Annotated in this window: 14 protein-coding genes and 1 pseudogene; 12 read left to right on the forward strand and 3 right to left on the reverse strand. The window is 44.7% G+C overall.

Annotated elements, in window-relative coordinates:
* Nucleotides 1-4 precede the first annotated feature (4 nt).
* The 7 genes and pseudogenes from IGK14_RS00950 to IGK14_RS00980 all read left to right on the forward strand — a co-directional run bounded on the left by IGK14_RS00950 (nucleotide 5) and on the right by IGK14_RS00980 (nucleotide 7,884).
* Nucleotides 5-601 carry an alpha/beta hydrolase gene (locus IGK14_RS00950; RefSeq protein ID WP_010748596.1) on the forward strand — a complete coding sequence of 199 codons (597 nt, stop codon included), beginning with the start codon at nucleotides 5-7 and terminating at the stop codon, nucleotides 599-601.
* Between the two features lie 647 nt (nucleotides 602-1,248).
* Nucleotides 1,249-1,659: a PTS sugar transporter subunit IIA gene (locus IGK14_RS00955; protein WP_010748597.1), complete on the forward strand. Its 411-nt coding sequence runs from the start codon at nucleotides 1,249-1,251 to the stop codon at nucleotides 1,657-1,659.
* Nucleotides 1,586-1,795 (forward strand): annotated as a pseudogene (locus IGK14_RS00960) (tagatose-bisphosphate aldolase); the annotation flags it as partial. The gene IGK14_RS00955 and the pseudogene IGK14_RS00960, both read left to right, overlap by 74 nt.
* Before the next feature lie 417 nt (nucleotides 1,796-2,212).
* Nucleotides 2,213-3,979 (forward strand): DUF2264 domain-containing protein, encoded by a 1,767-nt coding sequence (locus IGK14_RS00965; RefSeq protein WP_010748598.1) that lies wholly within the window; start codon nucleotides 2,213-2,215, stop codon nucleotides 3,977-3,979.
* Nucleotides 3,954-4,781 carry a DUF7402 domain-containing protein gene (locus tag IGK14_RS00970; protein WP_010748599.1) on the forward strand — a complete coding sequence of 276 codons (828 nt, stop codon included), beginning with the start codon at nucleotides 3,954-3,956 and terminating at the stop codon, nucleotides 4,779-4,781. The genes IGK14_RS00965 and IGK14_RS00970 overlap by 26 nt, the downstream gene beginning before the upstream one ends.
* A 150-nt stretch (nucleotides 4,782-4,931) precedes the next feature.
* Nucleotides 4,932-6,095, forward strand: coding sequence for a glycoside hydrolase family 88 protein (locus tag IGK14_RS00975; protein ID WP_010748600.1), 1,164 nt, complete (start codon nucleotides 4,932-4,934; stop codon nucleotides 6,093-6,095).
* 13 nt (nucleotides 6,096-6,108) lie between these two features.
* Entirely contained in the window at nucleotides 6,109-7,884 is a 1,776-nt protein-coding gene (locus IGK14_RS00980; RefSeq protein WP_010748601.1) for a glycoside hydrolase family 35 protein, read from the forward strand.
* A gap of 24 nt (nucleotides 7,885-7,908) precedes the next feature.
* Here the strand turns inward: IGK14_RS00980 and IGK14_RS00985 are convergent, their stop codons facing one another.
* Nucleotides 7,909-8,616, reverse strand: coding sequence for a GntR family transcriptional regulator (locus tag IGK14_RS00985; RefSeq protein WP_010748602.1), 708 nt, complete (start codon nucleotides 8,614-8,616; stop codon nucleotides 7,909-7,911).
* A 190-nt stretch (nucleotides 8,617-8,806) separates the two neighbouring features.
* On the opposite strand from IGK14_RS00985, the gene IGK14_RS00990 reads away from it, so the two are divergent.
* The 3 genes from IGK14_RS00990 to IGK14_RS01000 all read left to right on the forward strand — a co-directional run bounded on the left by IGK14_RS00990 (nucleotide 8,807) and on the right by IGK14_RS01000 (nucleotide 11,491).
* Nucleotides 8,807-9,769 carry a PTS mannose/fructose/sorbose transporter subunit IIAB gene (locus IGK14_RS00990; RefSeq protein ID WP_010748603.1) on the forward strand — a complete coding sequence of 321 codons (963 nt, stop codon included), beginning with the start codon at nucleotides 8,807-8,809 and terminating at the stop codon, nucleotides 9,767-9,769.
* Nucleotides 9,770-9,909: 140 nt separating this feature from the next.
* The gene (locus IGK14_RS00995) at nucleotides 9,910-10,698 is read left to right on the forward strand and encodes a PTS mannose/fructose/sorbose/N-acetylgalactosamine transporter subunit IIC (protein WP_005226797.1); all 789 of its coding nucleotides are present in this window, start codon (nucleotides 9,910-9,912) and stop codon (nucleotides 10,696-10,698) included.
* Nucleotides 10,682-11,491: a PTS system mannose/fructose/sorbose family transporter subunit IID gene (locus tag IGK14_RS01000; RefSeq protein ID WP_034695281.1), complete on the forward strand. Its 810-nt coding sequence runs from the start codon at nucleotides 10,682-10,684 to the stop codon at nucleotides 11,489-11,491. The genes IGK14_RS00995 and IGK14_RS01000 overlap by 17 nt, the downstream gene beginning before the upstream one ends.
* A gap of 265 nt (nucleotides 11,492-11,756) precedes the next feature.
* Here the strand turns inward: IGK14_RS01000 and guaA are convergent, their stop codons facing one another.
* Together guaA and coaA are read right to left on the reverse strand one after the other, a co-directional pair.
* Entirely contained in the window at nucleotides 11,757-13,322 is a 1,566-nt protein-coding gene (gene guaA, locus IGK14_RS01005) for a glutamine-hydrolyzing GMP synthase (RefSeq protein ID WP_010748605.1), read from the reverse strand.
* Nucleotides 13,323-13,402: 80 nt separating this feature from the next.
* Nucleotides 13,403-14,326 (reverse strand): type I pantothenate kinase, encoded by a 924-nt coding sequence (gene coaA, locus IGK14_RS01010; protein WP_005226828.1) that lies wholly within the window; start codon nucleotides 14,324-14,326, stop codon nucleotides 13,403-13,405.
* Between the two features lie 336 nt (nucleotides 14,327-14,662).
* On the opposite strand from coaA, the gene IGK14_RS01015 reads away from it, so the two are divergent.
* Both IGK14_RS01015 and IGK14_RS01020 read left to right on the forward strand, forming a co-directional pair.
* Nucleotides 14,663-15,268: a class I SAM-dependent methyltransferase gene (locus IGK14_RS01015; protein ID WP_010748606.1), complete on the forward strand. Its 606-nt coding sequence runs from the start codon at nucleotides 14,663-14,665 to the stop codon at nucleotides 15,266-15,268.
* 250 nt (nucleotides 15,269-15,518) lie between these two features.
* The gene (locus IGK14_RS01020) at nucleotides 15,519-16,538 is read left to right on the forward strand and encodes a LacI family DNA-binding transcriptional regulator (protein WP_005226832.1); all 1,020 of its coding nucleotides are present in this window, start codon (nucleotides 15,519-15,521) and stop codon (nucleotides 16,536-16,538) included.
* Nucleotides 16,539-16,553: the final 15 nt, after the last annotated feature.

The following is a 16,553-nucleotide window of genomic DNA, read 5'->3' on the forward strand; positions in this document are numbered from 1 at the left end:
TTCGATGAAAGCAATCTATCAACAAGGAGCAGCTGACGCACCAGTTTTGGTGCTGCTCCACGGCACCGGTGGCGACGAACAGTCGTTGCTGGAAGTAGGCAAAGCCCTTGATCCCCAAGCATCACTATTAGGTATTCGCGGGAACGTTTTAGAAAACGGCATGCCTCGTTACTTCAAACGTCTAGCTGAAGGGGTGTATGATGAAACCGACTTAGCACTTCGCGGCGACGAATTAGCCGATTTCATTCGGCAAGCCGCCAAAGAATACAACTTTTCATTAGCCCAAGTGGTACTGGTGGGTTATTCCAATGGCGCCAACATTGCCATTCGCTTATTACTAAATGATAGTGACCACTTCAAAAAAGCGATCCTCTACCACGCCATGTATCCAGTCGAGAATTTACCAACGAATTCCTTGCCTGACACTCATGTGTTTCTGAGTTTTGGCAGAAACGACCCGATCGTTTCCCTAGCTGACAGTGCTTACGTCCAAGAGATCTTCACCTCCCGGGGCGCAGCCCTTTCAACCGTTTGGACCCCAAGTCATCAGTTAACGTATGAAGAAGTCGAACACTCGCGCACGTGGTTGACCGAACAATAAAGCAGTGCCTCTTTCCTAATCAAACAGCGATCCTGCTGGTTGGTTAGGTTTTTTTGTTTCACGTGAAAACAGTGTATCTAGAGTAAATCGGCTCCACCAAGATACGCTTTACATGAGATCTGTTAGTATGGGTGGTTTTTATATTCTTAAAGTTTCAGGATTATAAGGCAGCATGTTATCTCTAACCTGTTTAAGTTAATAACATGAATTATTCTTAAAAAAAATGGCAATAAAATTTAATAAAACGCATAATGGAAAATGAGTTTGGCGATGATCAAAACCAGTTAGGGATTATACCTAACTGGTTTTTTTATTAAGACAGAAAATTTTCTGATAGTTCCTTTATTTAACAACGTTGATTGTTGTATCGATGAATGGTGAGTGACTTGTGGTTCTTTAGATACCAGAAATCGAAAACGAATTTGTTTATTTGTTTAAAATAACGTTATGAACATTCTGTTGATGGATTTCAATACTTTTTTCAGTTAGTTTTTTGTTTGATAATCAGTGTTTTGGCGCCATTTTGCGTATTTAAAGATAACAAAGACATTTTTATATAAAAACAAAAATTTTGTTGACAGACAAAATGAAAGCGTTTATATTGGATATGTGGTTACTACCAGTTGAGAGTAAAGGGAGGACATAAGATGCTTGGTTTGGTTTTAACAGGTCATGGAGGATTTGCGCAAGGGATGGAAAATGCGCTTGCGATGATTGCAGGGCCGCAAGAACAGTTTCTAGCAGTGCCGTTTTTAGAGGAAAATCCGTTAGTTGGCTTTGAAAAAGAGTTGCAAGGAGCTATCGATCAATTAAAGGAAACCTGTGATGGGGTCGTGATTTGTGCAGACCTTGTGGGCGGAACCCCTTTTAATGTTGCGATGACCGCTGCCAATGAGGACCCGCAAGTCGAGGTCATCGGCGGCAGCAATCTACTGATGCTAGTGGAAGGTTCGTTGACTAGATATACGGCAACTGATCCAGAGGGTTTTTGCCAAAGAAGCTGGCTCCACCTTCAATGGCGTCTTGTGCGGCCGGGCAACGTGGAAAGATGGTGTTGAACCCTTTGTAAAACAAGGAACAGAAGCAGCCAAAGAATGGCTAGCAAGTACTGGAAAACAGCACATCGAAGACTTGAATGAAGTGATCCAAAAGACCGCCACTTCTTGGTGGGACAAAGTCACGGTCGAAGAATAGTTTTTTCGCTGTTTGACAAGAGAAATGGCCAGTAATCAGACATCTTAAGGGCTTTTGAGAAGAAGTGGTAGGCTTCTGACTTAAGGCTTTAGGGTGTCTTTTTCTAGTGAAAAAAGGTTGATAGTATAACGGACGCTGCCCTCATCTAGACAAAAAAGGGTTAGCAAAAAATTATGAAAAAAAGTCAGAGCACTATGGATGATTTATCATAATTTTTTCATATAGACTAAGTTAACTTTGCTAGTTAAAAGAAAAAGAAGGGAAGAAAATCAATCCTAAAAGATTTGTTAACAGGTTAAGTCAAAAATCCCTCGAAATCTTTTCTCATTTTTCAGCAGTATTGCCAGTAGAAGATCGCTTGATAAAAAAGCCGTGGCTTGCTATTCTGTTCTGTAAATTGACAGAAGGAGATGGCGTATGAAGCAAATGGCAATCAAAGAGAATCCGTTTTTGACGCGTCTGGATTATCAGCGGGCATTGGAAGACATGATCGCTCCTTTGCAAGCAGCGATCTTGGCAGATGACTATTCAGGATTGAATCTAGGTAGCAGTGGGGCCGTGTATGACCGAACACGGGCTGAGATGGAAGCGCTTGTGCGTCCTTTGTGGGGGCTGGCGCCTTATTGGGGGGGTTGCCCAGATGATCCGTTACGAGCAGCTTATGTGGAAAAAGTGATAGCGGGGACAGATCCTGAACACGCATTTTACTGGGGAAGGATCACGGATTATGATCAATACATCGTGGAAACAGCCGCATTGTCATTGACCCTATTGTTGCAAAAGGACGCTTTTTGGACAGCGTTGCCGCAGAAGAACCAGCGAAAGCTAGTGGCTTGGCTTTCCCAAGCACTTGAGTGCAAGATTCCTAAGAACAACTGGACATTCTTCAAAGTGTTGATACGCGTTGCCTTGTTTCACTGTGGGGAACCGTTGGCAAAAGAAGAATTGTCCCAAGAGTTGGCATTGATCGATTCCATGTACGTTGGCGATGGTTGGTACGTAGACGGGAAAACGACGCAGCGAGATTACTACATTCCTTTTGCGTTTCATTATTACGGCTTGATTTACGCTACATTTATGCAAGACGAAGATCCAGAATGGGCGCAGCGTTTTAAAGAGCGAGCCACGCTATTTGCGCAAGACTTCGTCTATTATTTTGATGAAGACGGCGAAGCCTTGCCCTATGGCCGCAGCTTGACTTATCGGTTTGCACAAGGGGCGTTTTTCTCGGCACTGGTTTTTGCAGATGTCGAAGCGATCCCATGGGGACAGGTGCGAGGACTACTAGCGAAGCACTTGCGCAATTGGATGGCACAGGAGATTTTCACTTTCGATGGTCGCTTGTCCATCGGGTACCACTATGAAAATCATGTGATGGCAGAAGGGTATAATGCACCAGGCTCGCCTTATTGGGGGCTGAAGACCTTTTTGCTTTTAGCGGTCGCAGAAACGCATCCTTTTTGGCGGGCTGAACCTGAGCCAATCAAAAGAGAGCCGCAAAAACGGATTGAAAAAGGCAATATGTTGCTGGTGCACAATGAAAAAAGCCATCATCTGTTGGGGTATCCTGCAGGCTTGATGCTTGAACAGCAAGCCCATGCTCAAGCAAAATACAGCAAATTTGTCTATTCGAGCAAACTTGGTTTCAGTGTGCCGAAAGCCGGCGTCACGTATGCCGAAGGCGCCTTCGATAGCACATTAGCTATTGCTCGAGATGGCAGCTATTTTCGCACGAAGGGCGCAGTCAGGGATTATCGAGTGACGGAAAAAGGCGTCTTTTACCAATGGGCGCTCTTTGAGGAGGTAGTGATTGAAACTGAGATTTATCCATTTGGTCAGTGGCATGTGCGCGTGCACGAGTTGACGACGACGATTTCGTTGGACCTTCGTGAGGGCGGGTTTAGTGTACCGCTGACTGGACGGTTGCCTCAGGCCCAAATAGGACCGACCTGGAGTCGAGTCAGTGAAGGAGGCTTTTGTTCTCAAATCATCAACATCGAAGGCTATCAACAAGCCAGTATTGTTCAGCCAGAAGCCAATACCTCCGTCTTTTTTCCAAGAACTAGTTTTCCATACTTAGCACAACATATTCCACCAGGGAAGCACCGTTTGATTTGTTTAGTCGGTGGTATCGTAGAAAAAGAAAGGAGCGATCCAAATGATTACGCTAGCAATAAAAAATAAGCAGGATCAGGTGATCGTCGGTCGCATCGACCATGAAAAAGAACCCGCGCCGTTTCAAGTTTCTGGTGATGATTTGGCCGTATTAGCCATTAAAAACTATCCCTATGAGGAAGGGGATAAGATCGTCGTTGAGGTGACGGGGGAAAATCCGTATTATGTCCTTCAGCTTGATGAAACCTTAGCACCATCACTGATCTATCTTTCCCAATCCACTTGGGAATATCAGATCCCTTGGACGGAATCTCATCGAAAGTCCTCGGTGGAAACGGCCTTTGCCTCGCAGCGCCATCACCTGATGGTGCGCAAAGCCCAGGCGTTTGAGATCACGAATTATCAAAATTTATCTTTCAATGCCCATGATCAAAAGTCAGCGACAGGGGCGTATCCTCATGCTTCAGCGAATGTGGAGACGCGAGATGATTCCGTCTTTTTTGCCAAGAATGCGATCGATGGAAAATATGGCAACCGATCCCACGGTTCGTATCCGTTTGCTTCTTGGGGCATCAATCAGCAAGCCGATGCTGCATTGACCATTGATTTTGGTCGTCCTGTCTTGATCGATCGGGTTCGCTTCCTATTACGGGCAGATTATCCTCATGATAGCTATTGGACCAAAGGGACCTTGGTCTTTGCTGATGGAGAAGAGCTGGTAGTGGAAACTACAAATACGGCGTCATTTCAAGAAGTTCGTTTTCCGAAAAAAGAAACGACTAAGCTAACCTATAAAGAGCTGCAAAAAGCAGAGGATGATTCCCCATTTCCAGCTCTTACACAAATCGAAGTATTTGGTTGGAACTGTTAAAAAAAAGAGGACAAGAGCATGACAGGTCTGCATTTGTGGGCAGTTGTCATGCTCTTTTTTTAGGAATCAATGAAGGAAGGTCGCTTTTTTTGTTCGTTTACGTTATAATGATTTCAGTTAATATGTTAACAAGTTAAGAGGAGGGTAAACATGCGTCTGCAAGAGAACAAACAACGCTTGATCCTGTTAGGAGAAAAAGTGACCGATGTGTGGTTAGCGGATAAAATCACCGCGTGCATCCAACAGATCGAAAAAAATAGTCAGCGCTTTGGCACACAGTTTCCTTCAGCCTGTGCCACCAATGGCAAATATCGGCTGAAAGGCAACGATGATTGGACCAATGGCTTTTGGACGGGGATGTTGTGGCTCGCCTATGAGTGGACCAAAGAGAAGAACTTTTTGACTCGAGCAATGGAGAATATCGACAGTTTTCAAACGCGCTTAGACGACCATTTTGTATTAGATCATCATGATATTGGATTTTTATATAGCTTATCTGCCGGTGCGGGCTACAAGATCACTGGCGATGAACACTGCAAGCAAGAAGTCATTCAAGCAGCAGATGTTTTGTTGGCACGTTTTCAAGAAAAGGGGGAATTTATTCAAGCTTGGGGCACTTATGGCGACCCACAAGAATACCGCTTGATTATTGATTCGCTACTGAACTTGCCGCTTTTATTTGCAGCAACCCAATTATCGGGAGAGACTCGTTACGCAGAGGCCGCGAGTAAGCATTATCAGACAGTGCGAAAGACTGTCATCAAAAATGACGCCACCACCTTTCATACGTATTATTTCGATCCTGAAACGGGGCAGCCAAGTCACGGTGCGACGCATCAAGGAAACAGCGACCAATCGATTTGGGCACGAGGGCAAAGCTGGGCGATTTTAGGGCTTCCTTTGAATGAAAGCTACTTGCATAGCCAGCCTTTTCCAGAAAATTATCCGCAGATCGTGGAGGTGTTTTTGGCTCATTTCCCCGCAGATCTCGTGCCGTATTGGGACTTTGATTTTAACGACCAACATCCTGCTGAAAAAGACAGCTCAGCTTTAGCGATCGCGGCTTGTGGCTTGTTGGAAGCAGAGAAAATGGAGGCATATCCTGATGCCCAAAAAATCGCTAAAGGGATGCTTTACCAATTAGGCGAGCAGTATGCAGCGAGCCAAGTGCCAGAAAATGAGGGCTTATTGCTGCATGGTGTGTATGCTCATGCGGAAGGCAAAGGCATCGATGAACCCAATCTTTGGGGTGATTATTTCTATTTAGAAGCATTGATCCGATTGGCATTGCCTAATTGGCGAAGATACTGGTAAAGGGGAAGACGACATGCGAACGTTTGAGATAAAAGAAGATTTTTTGTTAGATGGAAAACCAATCAAATTGATCAGCGGAGCGATCCATTATTTCCGCATGACACCGGCGCAATGGACAGATAGCCTCTACAATCTAAAAGCACTGGGAGCCAACACAGTTGAGACCTACATTCCTTGGAATCTCCACGAACCTCGTGAAGGAGTCTACGACTTTGAAGGAATGAAAGACATCTGTGCTTTTGTAAAGCAAGCCCAAGCGCTAGGCTTGATGGTCATTTTGCGGCCTTCCGTCTACATTTGTGCTGAATGGGAATTTGGCGGGCTGCCAGCTTGGCTGTTAAACGAACCGATGCGGTTGCGCTCAACCGACCCACGCTTCATGGCAAAGGTACGTAACTATTTCCAGGTCTTGCTGCCAAAGCTTGTGCCGTTGCAGATCACCCATGGGGGACCAGTGATCATGATGCAGGTGGAAAATGAGTACGGCTCTTATGGAATGGAAAAAGCGTATTTGCGTCAGACCAAGGAGTTGATGGAAGAATGCGGCATCGATGTACCCTTGTTTACTTCAGATGGGGCATGGGAAGAAGTCTTGGACGCTGGGACATTGATTGAAGACGACGTCTTTGTCACAGGCAATTTCGGCAGTCGTTCCAAAGAAAATGCGGCTGTGATGAAAGAGTTTATGGCAAAACATGGCAAAAATTGGCCCATCATGTGCATGGAATATTGGGATGGCTGGTTCAACCGCTGGGGCGAGCCGATCATCAAGCGAGACGGTCAAGACTTAGCCAATGAAGTCAAAGAGATGTTAGCAGTCGGTTCCTTGAATCTTTACATGTTCCATGGAGGCACGAACTTTGGCTTTTCCAATGGCTGTTCCGCTCGGGGGGCGCTGGATCTACCACAAGTGTCCAGCTATGATTACGATGCTTTACTGACAGAAGCAGGAGAACCTACCGACAAATACTATCAGGTACAAAAAGCCATAAAAGAAGCCTGTCCCGAAGTGTGGCAAGCCAAACCACGGACCAAGCAATTAGCGGCATTAGGAACCTTTCCCATCGAAAACAGTGTCTCGTTACTGGCCATCAAAGATCAGCTGATGGCACCGCAAGAAAACATGTATCCACTAACAATGGAAGCTGCCAGCACAGGCTACGGCTATTTGCTCTATTCGGTTCAGTTAAAAAACTATCATCGAGAAAACAAACTAAAAGTGGTAGAAGCTAGCGATCGGTTGCATATTTTTACCGACGGCCAATTACAGGCGATCCAATACCAAGAGACGCTAGGCGAGGAGCTGTTGATCCAAGGGGCACCAGATAAAGAAACCATTGAGCTAGATGTCTTAGTGGAAAACTTAGGGCGCGTGAATTACGGGTTTAAATTGAATGGGCCTACGCAAGCCAAAGGCATCCGTGGGGGCATCATGCAAGATATTCATTTCCACCAAGGCTATCGTCATTACCCATTGACGCTTTCCGCAGAGCAGCTACAAGCCATCGATTATCAAGCAGGAAAAAATCCGACACACCCCTCCTTTTATCAAACGACCTTCACGCTGATAGAGGTAGGAGATACGTTCATCGATTGCCGTGGGTATGGCAAAGGCGTCGTTATCGTCAACGGCATCAATCTTGGTCGCTATTGGCAACGTGGCCCCGTGCATTCCTTATACTGTCCGAAAGAATTTTTGAAAAAAGGCAGCAACGAAGTCGTGGTATTTGAAACCGATGGCGTGGAGATCAAGGAACTCGTTTTCTGTGATCAACCTGTCGTGGAATAAAAAAATAGAAGTAGAGACCCAAATTTACGCGGGCTCTACTTCTATTTTTGTTTTGAAATATTTCCAATGCTTGTAGCTGACGATGTATTCAGCGACACTTCCATCTGCTAAATAGGAGTGCTTGACTTGTTTAACCGCAGGCTCTCGGAAGCTCAGTTGCAATAAGTTCAACAATTCAGCATCATCAGGAAAGACGATTTCATTGGTTTCAACAGAAGCCAATGAGAAAAGGTCGATCGCAAAGTCTTTCCGGACCCGCTCATAAACACTGGCATACCGGTTGAGGTTTTTGGCGATCGGTTCTTTCATCAGTTTCTTCGGCAGATGAGTGATGTGAACCAAGAAAGGAACATCGCCAAAATAGCGGACTCGTTTGATTCGGTAGTAGGAAGCACTGGCAGCCAACCCTAATTCTTTCAAAATCTCGGGGTCATTTCCTTCTTCCACCGCAAGGACCTTGACCTTTTCTTGGTCCAGTGAATGCAGCTCGATGTCGGAAAACTTCACACTTTGAGATACTTTTGCTTTTGAAACAAAGGTCCCTTTGCCTTGGATGCGATACAGATAGCCAGCACTCGTCAATTCATTCAATGCTTTGACTGCCGTGATCGAACTAACAGAATACCTTCGCTTGATATCCGCCTCTGAATAAAACTTATCGCCGGGAATGAATTTATGGTCTTTGATTTCTTGTAAAAGATCTTGCTTGATCTGCTCATACTTTGGCAACACAGTGGTTTCCCTCCATTCCATATGAATACATCAAGCATAACATGTTAAATCCTTTCCTGCCACTTAATTATTGTAGAAAATATGTTGTTTTCCAGTCTGTACAGGCCTAAAAAATAAAATTCAATATGTTAAGATATTAGGTTTACGGATGGCTTGCCATGTGGTATAGTATGCTTACAAGGAACATAACATGTTAAGTAGGGCGACCTACGGAGTAGGAGGGAAATTAGTGGAAAACATTGTATTGATCAGTCATGGAGGCATGGCAGAAGGGGTCAAAAGCAGTCTGGAGATGATCGTAGGCCAGCAAGCAAACGTTCACACCGTTTCATTACGACCAGATAGTGACAATCTGCAGTTTGAAAAAGAATTGAACGAGAAAATGAAAGCCCTTAACGGTTCAACATTGATTATTGCGGATCTATTAGGAGGGACCCCGTGCAACGTTGCAGTCAAGAATTATTTAGAGGATGACGAAGTGGCGATTTTCGCTGGAATGACATTGTCCGTAGTGATCGAGGCAGTCGTCAATCAACGAGCGACGATCAACGAGCTGCTTTGCTTAGCCAAAGAAAACATCGTTGATGTCAAAGCAGGGATGAACCAGGCAGAACAAGAAATTTTAGAAGAAAAGCAAGAGGAATTAGGGGATTACAGTGCGTATGCTGGGCAAGAAAATATCGTCAATAGTCGGATCGATGAGCGCTTGATCCACGGACAAGTCGCCGGTATCTGGTCCACCAGTTTAAACACGCAACGGATCATCGTGGCCAATGATGAAGCCGCCGCAGACCCATTACAAAAATCTTCTTTACGAATGGCAGCGCCAACTTCGATGCGACTTTCCGTCCTTCCAGTGGCAACTGCAGCCAAGAATATTCGCGCTGGTCGTTACGGCAAGCAACGGTTGTTTTTACTTTTCAAAAATCCCCAAGATGTTTTGCGTTATATTGAAGCAGATGGACCGATCAAAGCGATCAACGTCGGCAACATGAGCTACAAAGAAGGCGCACGGGAAGTGACCAAAAGCATTCAAGTGCTGCCAGAAGAAGAGCCGATCTTTGAAGCGATCGCCGCAAAAGGAATCACCGTCACGGCACAGCTTGTACCCAATGAACCATCGATCGACTTTATGAAGAAATTACGAGGATAAATCAGGCAGCGCTTCGATCGAGGAGAATATGTAGCGGAAGATTTGTCAAAAAACGAGTGTTTTTCACGATTTATCTGAGGCGACACAACGATCGATAACCAGTCAGTTAAGACTCGTTCATACAATTAGGAGGAAAATTCATGCATTTAGCAGCGTATCAAATCATTCTTATTACTGTTTATGCTTTTATTGCTATTAATGATTCACTTATTTCCAATACGTTGACCCAACCAGCGATCGCCGGAATGATTTCTGGAATGATCATGGGGGACTTGAAGACCGGTTTGATGGTCGGCGGTACCTTGCAGTTGATGCGTTTAGGGATCGCCGCATTTGGTGGTGCATCCGTCCCAGATTATTTTACCGGCGCAGTACTGGGAACGGCGTTTGCCGTGATCTCAGGAAACGGCGCGGAATACGGCATCGGCTTAGCAGTTCCAGTGTCCTTACTGATGCTGCAACTGGACGTCGTGGCTCGTTTTTGTAACGTATTTCTACTACACCGAATCGATAGAGCCATCGACAACATGCAAGTCAAACGAATCCCACGGTTAGTTTTATCGGGTTCTTTCTTATGGGGATTGTCACGGGCGATTCCGATTTTATTGATGCTTTTAGCTGGAGATGCAGTCGTTACGACGATTACCGATAACACGCCAGAATGGCTGATGACTGGACTAAAAACCGCTGGTGGCGTCTTGCCAGTCGTCGGGGTAGCGATCTTATTGCGCTACTTGCCAACAAAGCACTATATTCCTTATTTGTTATTAGGCTTCTTTTTAGCTGCGTATCTGCAAGTCCCAATGCTCGGCGTTTCCATCATTGGGCTCGTAGCAGCAATGTTAGTCTTTAAACGAGATAGCGAAAAAGGCACCGTTGCAACGGCAGCTGCTGGAGATTTTGAAGGAGGATATGATGGCGATGAGTGATCAAAAACTGACAAAAAAAGAGTTGAATACCATTAGCTGGCGCTATATTTTGGCAAGCCAATTAAACTGGAACTATGAGCGAATGATGAGTTCAGGCTACCTTTACGGCATCCTGCCCGTCTTGAAAAAATTCTATGGCCACGATGAAGCTCAGCTGCAAGATATGCTGCGGACCCACAATCAATTTTTCAATACCAATGCGATCTTTGGGAACTTGATCATGGGGATTGATGTCGCGATTGAAGAACAAGATGGACACAAAGCCAAAGAAACGATCATCGCCTTGAAAACGGCCTTGATGGGTTCCTTGGCCGGTGTCGGTGACTCCTTGTTCCACGTGATTTGGGGAACGATCTTTGGCTCTGTTGCTGGCACATTGGCGCAAAATGGTTCCGTCGTTGGCTGTGTCATCTGGATCATCGCCAACATCGCGTTACTTTTCGGTCGGGCAGCGTTGCTACCTCTAGGTTACAAACAAGGGGTCAAATTAGTGACGACCTTGAAAGACAAATTATCTGCCTTCACCAATGCCGCAACCGTTTTAGGGGTCACAGTGATTGGTGCCTTGATTCCCTCTGTGGTCAAAGCAACTGTTCCTTTTGTCTATAAAAAAGACGGCGTCGAATTAGTGATCCAAGACACGTTGGATGCCATCTTGCCATCCCTTGTACCTATCTTGCTCGTCTTGCTGACCTACTGGATGCTAGGCCAAAAGAAACTAAATTCCACTCGAGTAATTTGGATCATCTTGATCTTGTCGATCGTTTTGAGTGCGTTTGGTATTTTGGGTTAAGATTATCAGTAACAACTGATAGATAAGAATATGTAAATAGAAAAAGAGTGTGGAATATTTTTCCGCACTCTTTTTTATAAAATAATTTGCCCGTTTTTACTCGTAAAGAATTTAGTTCAATTGGAAACATAGAAAAAAATAAAATTGGTCATTCCCTTTTTGCTCGTCTACTAATATTTTGATGTGTATTGAATATCTGTTGGAAAGAATCAAAATAAAAAAAGACAGAAACCCTTGATACAGAGGGTTTCTGTCTTTTTGAAGATTATTCCCACTCCACAGTAGCAGGTGGTTTGCTCGTAATATCGTACACGATCCGATTGACGTGTGCGACTTCGTTGACGATGCGGACGCTGATTTTTTGTAGGACTTCCCATGGGATGCGGGCAAAGTCAGCGGTCATGCCATCGATTGAAGTGACTGCACGGATGCCGACGGTATAATCGTAGGTCCGGCCATCACCCATGACACCGACGGAGCGGATGCCTGGTAAGACGGTGAAGTACTGCCAAATGTCGCGGTCTAAGCCGGCATTTGCGATTTCTTCCCGCAAGATTGCGTCCGAGTCGCGGACGATCGTTAGTTTTTCTTCTGTCAATTCGCCAAGGACACGAATGCCTAGACCTGGTCCAGGGAATGGTTGGCGCCATACGATGCTGTCTGGCATGCCAAGTTGAGTCCCTAATTCACGGACTTCGTCTTTGAACAAGGTGTTCAATGGTTCGATCAATTTGAATTGCATGTCTTCAGGTAAACCACCCACATTGTGGTGAGATTTGATGGTTTGCGCAGTTTCGGTTCCTGATTCGATGACGTCGGTATAAAGGGTTCCTTGGGCAAGGAAAGAAACGCCTTCTTCGCCAGCTAGTTTGGTTGCTTCATCATCGAAGACGTACACGAATTCATTTCCGATGATCTTGCGTTTTTCTTCAGGATCAGAAACCCCAGCAAGTTTTGATAGGAAACGTTCTTTGGCATTAACTTTGATGATGTTCAAGCCGAATTTGCCGCCTAAGCTTTCCATTACTTGCTCGGCTTCGCCTTTACGCAAGAGGCCGTGGTCAACAAAAATACAAGTCAGTTGATCGCCGATCGCTTTTTGTAAAAGAACACCAACGACAGAAGAATCGACCCCGCCTGAAAGACCAAGCAAGACTTTTTTGTCGCCCACTTGTTCGCGGATTTTTGCGATTTCCATATCGATGAAGTTGTCCATTGTCCAATCACCCGTACATTGACAAACGTCAATGGCAAAGTGACGCAATAAGTCGTTGCCGTATTCTGAATGGCGAACTTCTGCGTGGAATTGGATACCGTACATTTTGCGCTCGGCATCTTGGATAGAAGCGATCGGGCAATCTTTGCTCGTTGCCACGACATCAAATCCTGCAGGTGCTTGAGTGACCAAGTCTCCGTGGCTCATCCACACGGTTTGGGTTGCGGGCGTGTTTTGGAAAAGGGCCGCTGCATCAGAAGTGACTTCCAATTCTGCTTTGCCGTATTCACGGTTTTTGGCAGGTTCAACTTTTCCGCCTAATTTATAAGTAATCAACTGCATGCCGTAACAGATCCCTAAAACTGGGATGCCTAACTCAAAAATTTTCTCGTCGATGCCGAAAGAGTTCTCGTCGTAGACGCTGTTTGGTCCGCCAGATAAGATGATCCCTTTTGGGTTCATCGCTTTTACTTCTTCAGCGGTAATGCGGTGGCTCAATAATTCTGAGAAAACACCGAACTCACGAATACGGCGTGTAATCAGCTGGTTGTACTGACTACCGTAATCAAGTACGATAATTTTTTCGACGTTTGGCAAAGTGTCAACGTTTGTCACAATAAATTACCTCAATTCTTTTAGTTTTTATTGAAAAAAGGCTGGGCCTTTTCAACAGCATAATCATAAAAATGAAGCGGTCAATACTTGCGCAAGAACACTTCATCGATCAAATGGTGCTTTGTTTTATGAAGAATTATATCGGCTCTGCTGCGTGTAGGCAAGATATACTCGTGTAAATTCTTTAAATTCACATTTTTCCATACTTCTTTTGCCATTTTAATCGCTTCCTTGCGATCCCCGATCGCATATTGGTAATAATAATTGCTGGGATCTTGAAAGGCAGTGTCTAGTAATGATTCAAATCGTTCCAAATACCATTTTTCGATCAGTGCTGGTTGGGCATCCACGAAAATTGAAAAATCAAAAAAGTCGCTGATATAGATTTGTTGGTTGGCAGGCAGTTGTAGGGTATTGATGCCTTCCACGATCAAGATATCTGGTTGACTGATCGTTTCATACGTATCAGGAATAATATTGTAGACTTCATGGGAGTAGACGGGGATCTGAATGTCTGGTTCTCCTGATTTGACCGCATTCAAAAAGTTGATCAAGGCTTCCATGTCATAACTTTCTGGAAATCCTTTGCGATTCAAGCTGCCGCGTTCTTCCAAGACTTCGTTCGGGTACAAAAAGCCGTCAGTGGTGATCAGTTGGACGGTTCTACGGGGAAACAAACGGGCCAACAAATTTTGGACGAGCCGTGCGGTGGTGCTTTTGCCGACGGCGACACTTCCAGCGATGCCGATGATAAAAGGCGGCATTTTGACGTAGCGGTGTAAAAAGAGTCCCTTGCTGAGGGTCAATGATTCAAATTCTTTCATATAAAGATGGATCAGATGGCACAAAGGCACGTAAACATCTTCCACATCTTGAACCGAGATCCGGTCGTTCAAACTTTTGATATTATCCAATTCTTCTTGAGTGAAAGGCATCATGCCGTTCGTATAAAACCCTTGCCATTGCTCACGAGGAATTTGATAAAAATTCATGGTTTCTTGCATAGTAGGCTCCTTTTTTGCGGCATCATCGGTTTCTATTAGAAGCGATAGGCCACTGTTCGAAAGTATTTTACCATAGAAACTTGCGGAACTTGGAAAAAAGACATGATTTCCTTTGCAGAAACAACAAAAAACTGTTTTTTCGTTGTTTTTTTTGCTGGGCGTTTACTTCTGGCTGTTTTTCGGTATGATTAGAAAGAAGCAGCAGACAAATCTTGCAGGGCTTTTTTACTGGTGATTTCACTATGTTCACTTGTTCGAATAGAAGAAACAAGGAAAAACTAGTAGAAACCAGTAGAAAAAACAAGCGAAGAGGAAATAGAAGAAAGGAGCATAACCATGAGTAATCATTACTATACAGAAAATCCTGATACGGCCCATGATTTTGAGCAGTGGTCGTTTGAATTAAGAGGAAAGAACTTTCATTTTGTGACAGATAGCGGGGTGTTTTCCCGTGACACGGTGGACTATGGCTCGCGGGTGCTGATCGATGCGTTTGAGTGGGGGGAGCTGCCAGAAGGAAGTCTGCTGGACGTTGGGTGCGGCTATGGACCTGTTGGCTTAGCGTTGGCTTATGCGAGTCAACGACCTGTCGAGATGATCGATATCAATCAGCGGGCAGTGGATTTGGCAAAAGGCAATGCCCAGCGTAACGGCATTGAACAGGTAGATATCCATCAATCCAATATCTATGCCCAATTAAATCAACCTGCTTATGCGGCGATCCTCAGCAATCCGCCGATTCGGGCAGGAAAAGAAGTCGTTCATGAGATTTTGACGGGGGCGTTTCCTTTGCTTAAAGTAGGCGGGACTTTAACGATCGTGATCCAAAAGAAACAAGGGGCGCCGAGTGCTCAAAAGAAAATGCAAGAGACCTTTGGCAATGCCGAAATCATCAAAAAAGACAAAGGCTATTACATCATTCAAAGCGTAAAAGAAGCGTAGCTGCTCTTTGATTCTCAACAGATCAAAGGCATCGCCAAGACAAGCGCTGGTTAGCGGCAACTGGACCAGTTGGTTTCTCAAAAAGCCTGTTGTCATCAGTCTTTGGAGCAATCGCAGCTCCGCTAAAAGAGCTGTCTGTATCATCGGGCCATTTTTGATCAACGAAAAAGAAAGTCGCACACTTGTTGAAAGTGTGCTATTTTTTTTGAGAAAAATTTGCTACACTTTAGGCAAGAGAGGAGAGAAGCAGATGAAATTGACGATTAAACAGATTGCTGAAATGGCTGGCGTCTCTGTCACGACCGTGTCGCAGATCCTAAACAATAAAGGCAGCCGTTTTAGTGAAGAAACCCGAAAGCGGGTCTTAGATATCGTAAATAAATATCACTATAAGCCGGATTTTTTTGCTTCGAATCTTATCAACCGCCATTCAAAAACGATCGGAATGATCGTGCCTGATGTGACGGATTTCTTTTTCTCTAAAGTCATTGAAGGGGCGGAAAGTTATTTCAATCCACTAGGTTACATGCTAGTGTTATGCAATTCGCGCCACAGCCAAGAAAAAGAGGTTCAATATTTGAATGAACTGTCTCATCGTTCGGTAGATGGCATCTTATTAGCGACGCCGCATTTGCTGCCAGAGGATTATTCCTTGAAGAGCGGGTTCTTTGATGACCGACCAATTATTTTAGTTGATCGTGGGATCAATCAGCGGGACAATGGTCGTTTGATCGTGAAAGAATACGAAGGCGCCTACCAAGCTGTTAGCTATTTGATCAAAAATGGTCACCGCAACATTGCGATGCTCAAAGAAATCACCGGCTACTATCAATTAGAGGAACGGTTCAATGGCTATCGCCATGCCTTAAAGGATCATCAGATCCCTTTTAAAGGCCGATATGTAGAAAATGCTGAATTAACGGTTACCGGCGGGTACGAAGCAACGAAGGAATTATTGAAGTATAAAGAGATCACAGCGTTCTTCTGTGGCAACGATGCCATGGCGATCGGCTGTTATCAAGCGATTTATGAGGCGGGCAAAAAAGTACCAGAAGACTACTCGGTGATCGGCTTTGATGCCTTGAAATTATCGGAATACATCACACCACCGCTTACCACGGTCATGCAGCCGACTTTTGAGATCGGGTTTACCGCAGCGAAGTTTTTAGTGGACGCCATTGAGTTTCCGACACGGCGAATTCCAAATAAGATTTTTGATACAAAATTAATTATTCGTGAGAGCGTGAAGACATTGACAAGCGAGAAATAATGCGGTATATTTCTT

The sequence above is a fragment of the Enterococcus sp. DIV0970a genome, from assembly GCF_051711265.1.
Lineage (GTDB): Bacteria > Bacillota > Bacilli > Lactobacillales > Enterococcaceae > Enterococcus_D > Enterococcus_D casseliflavus.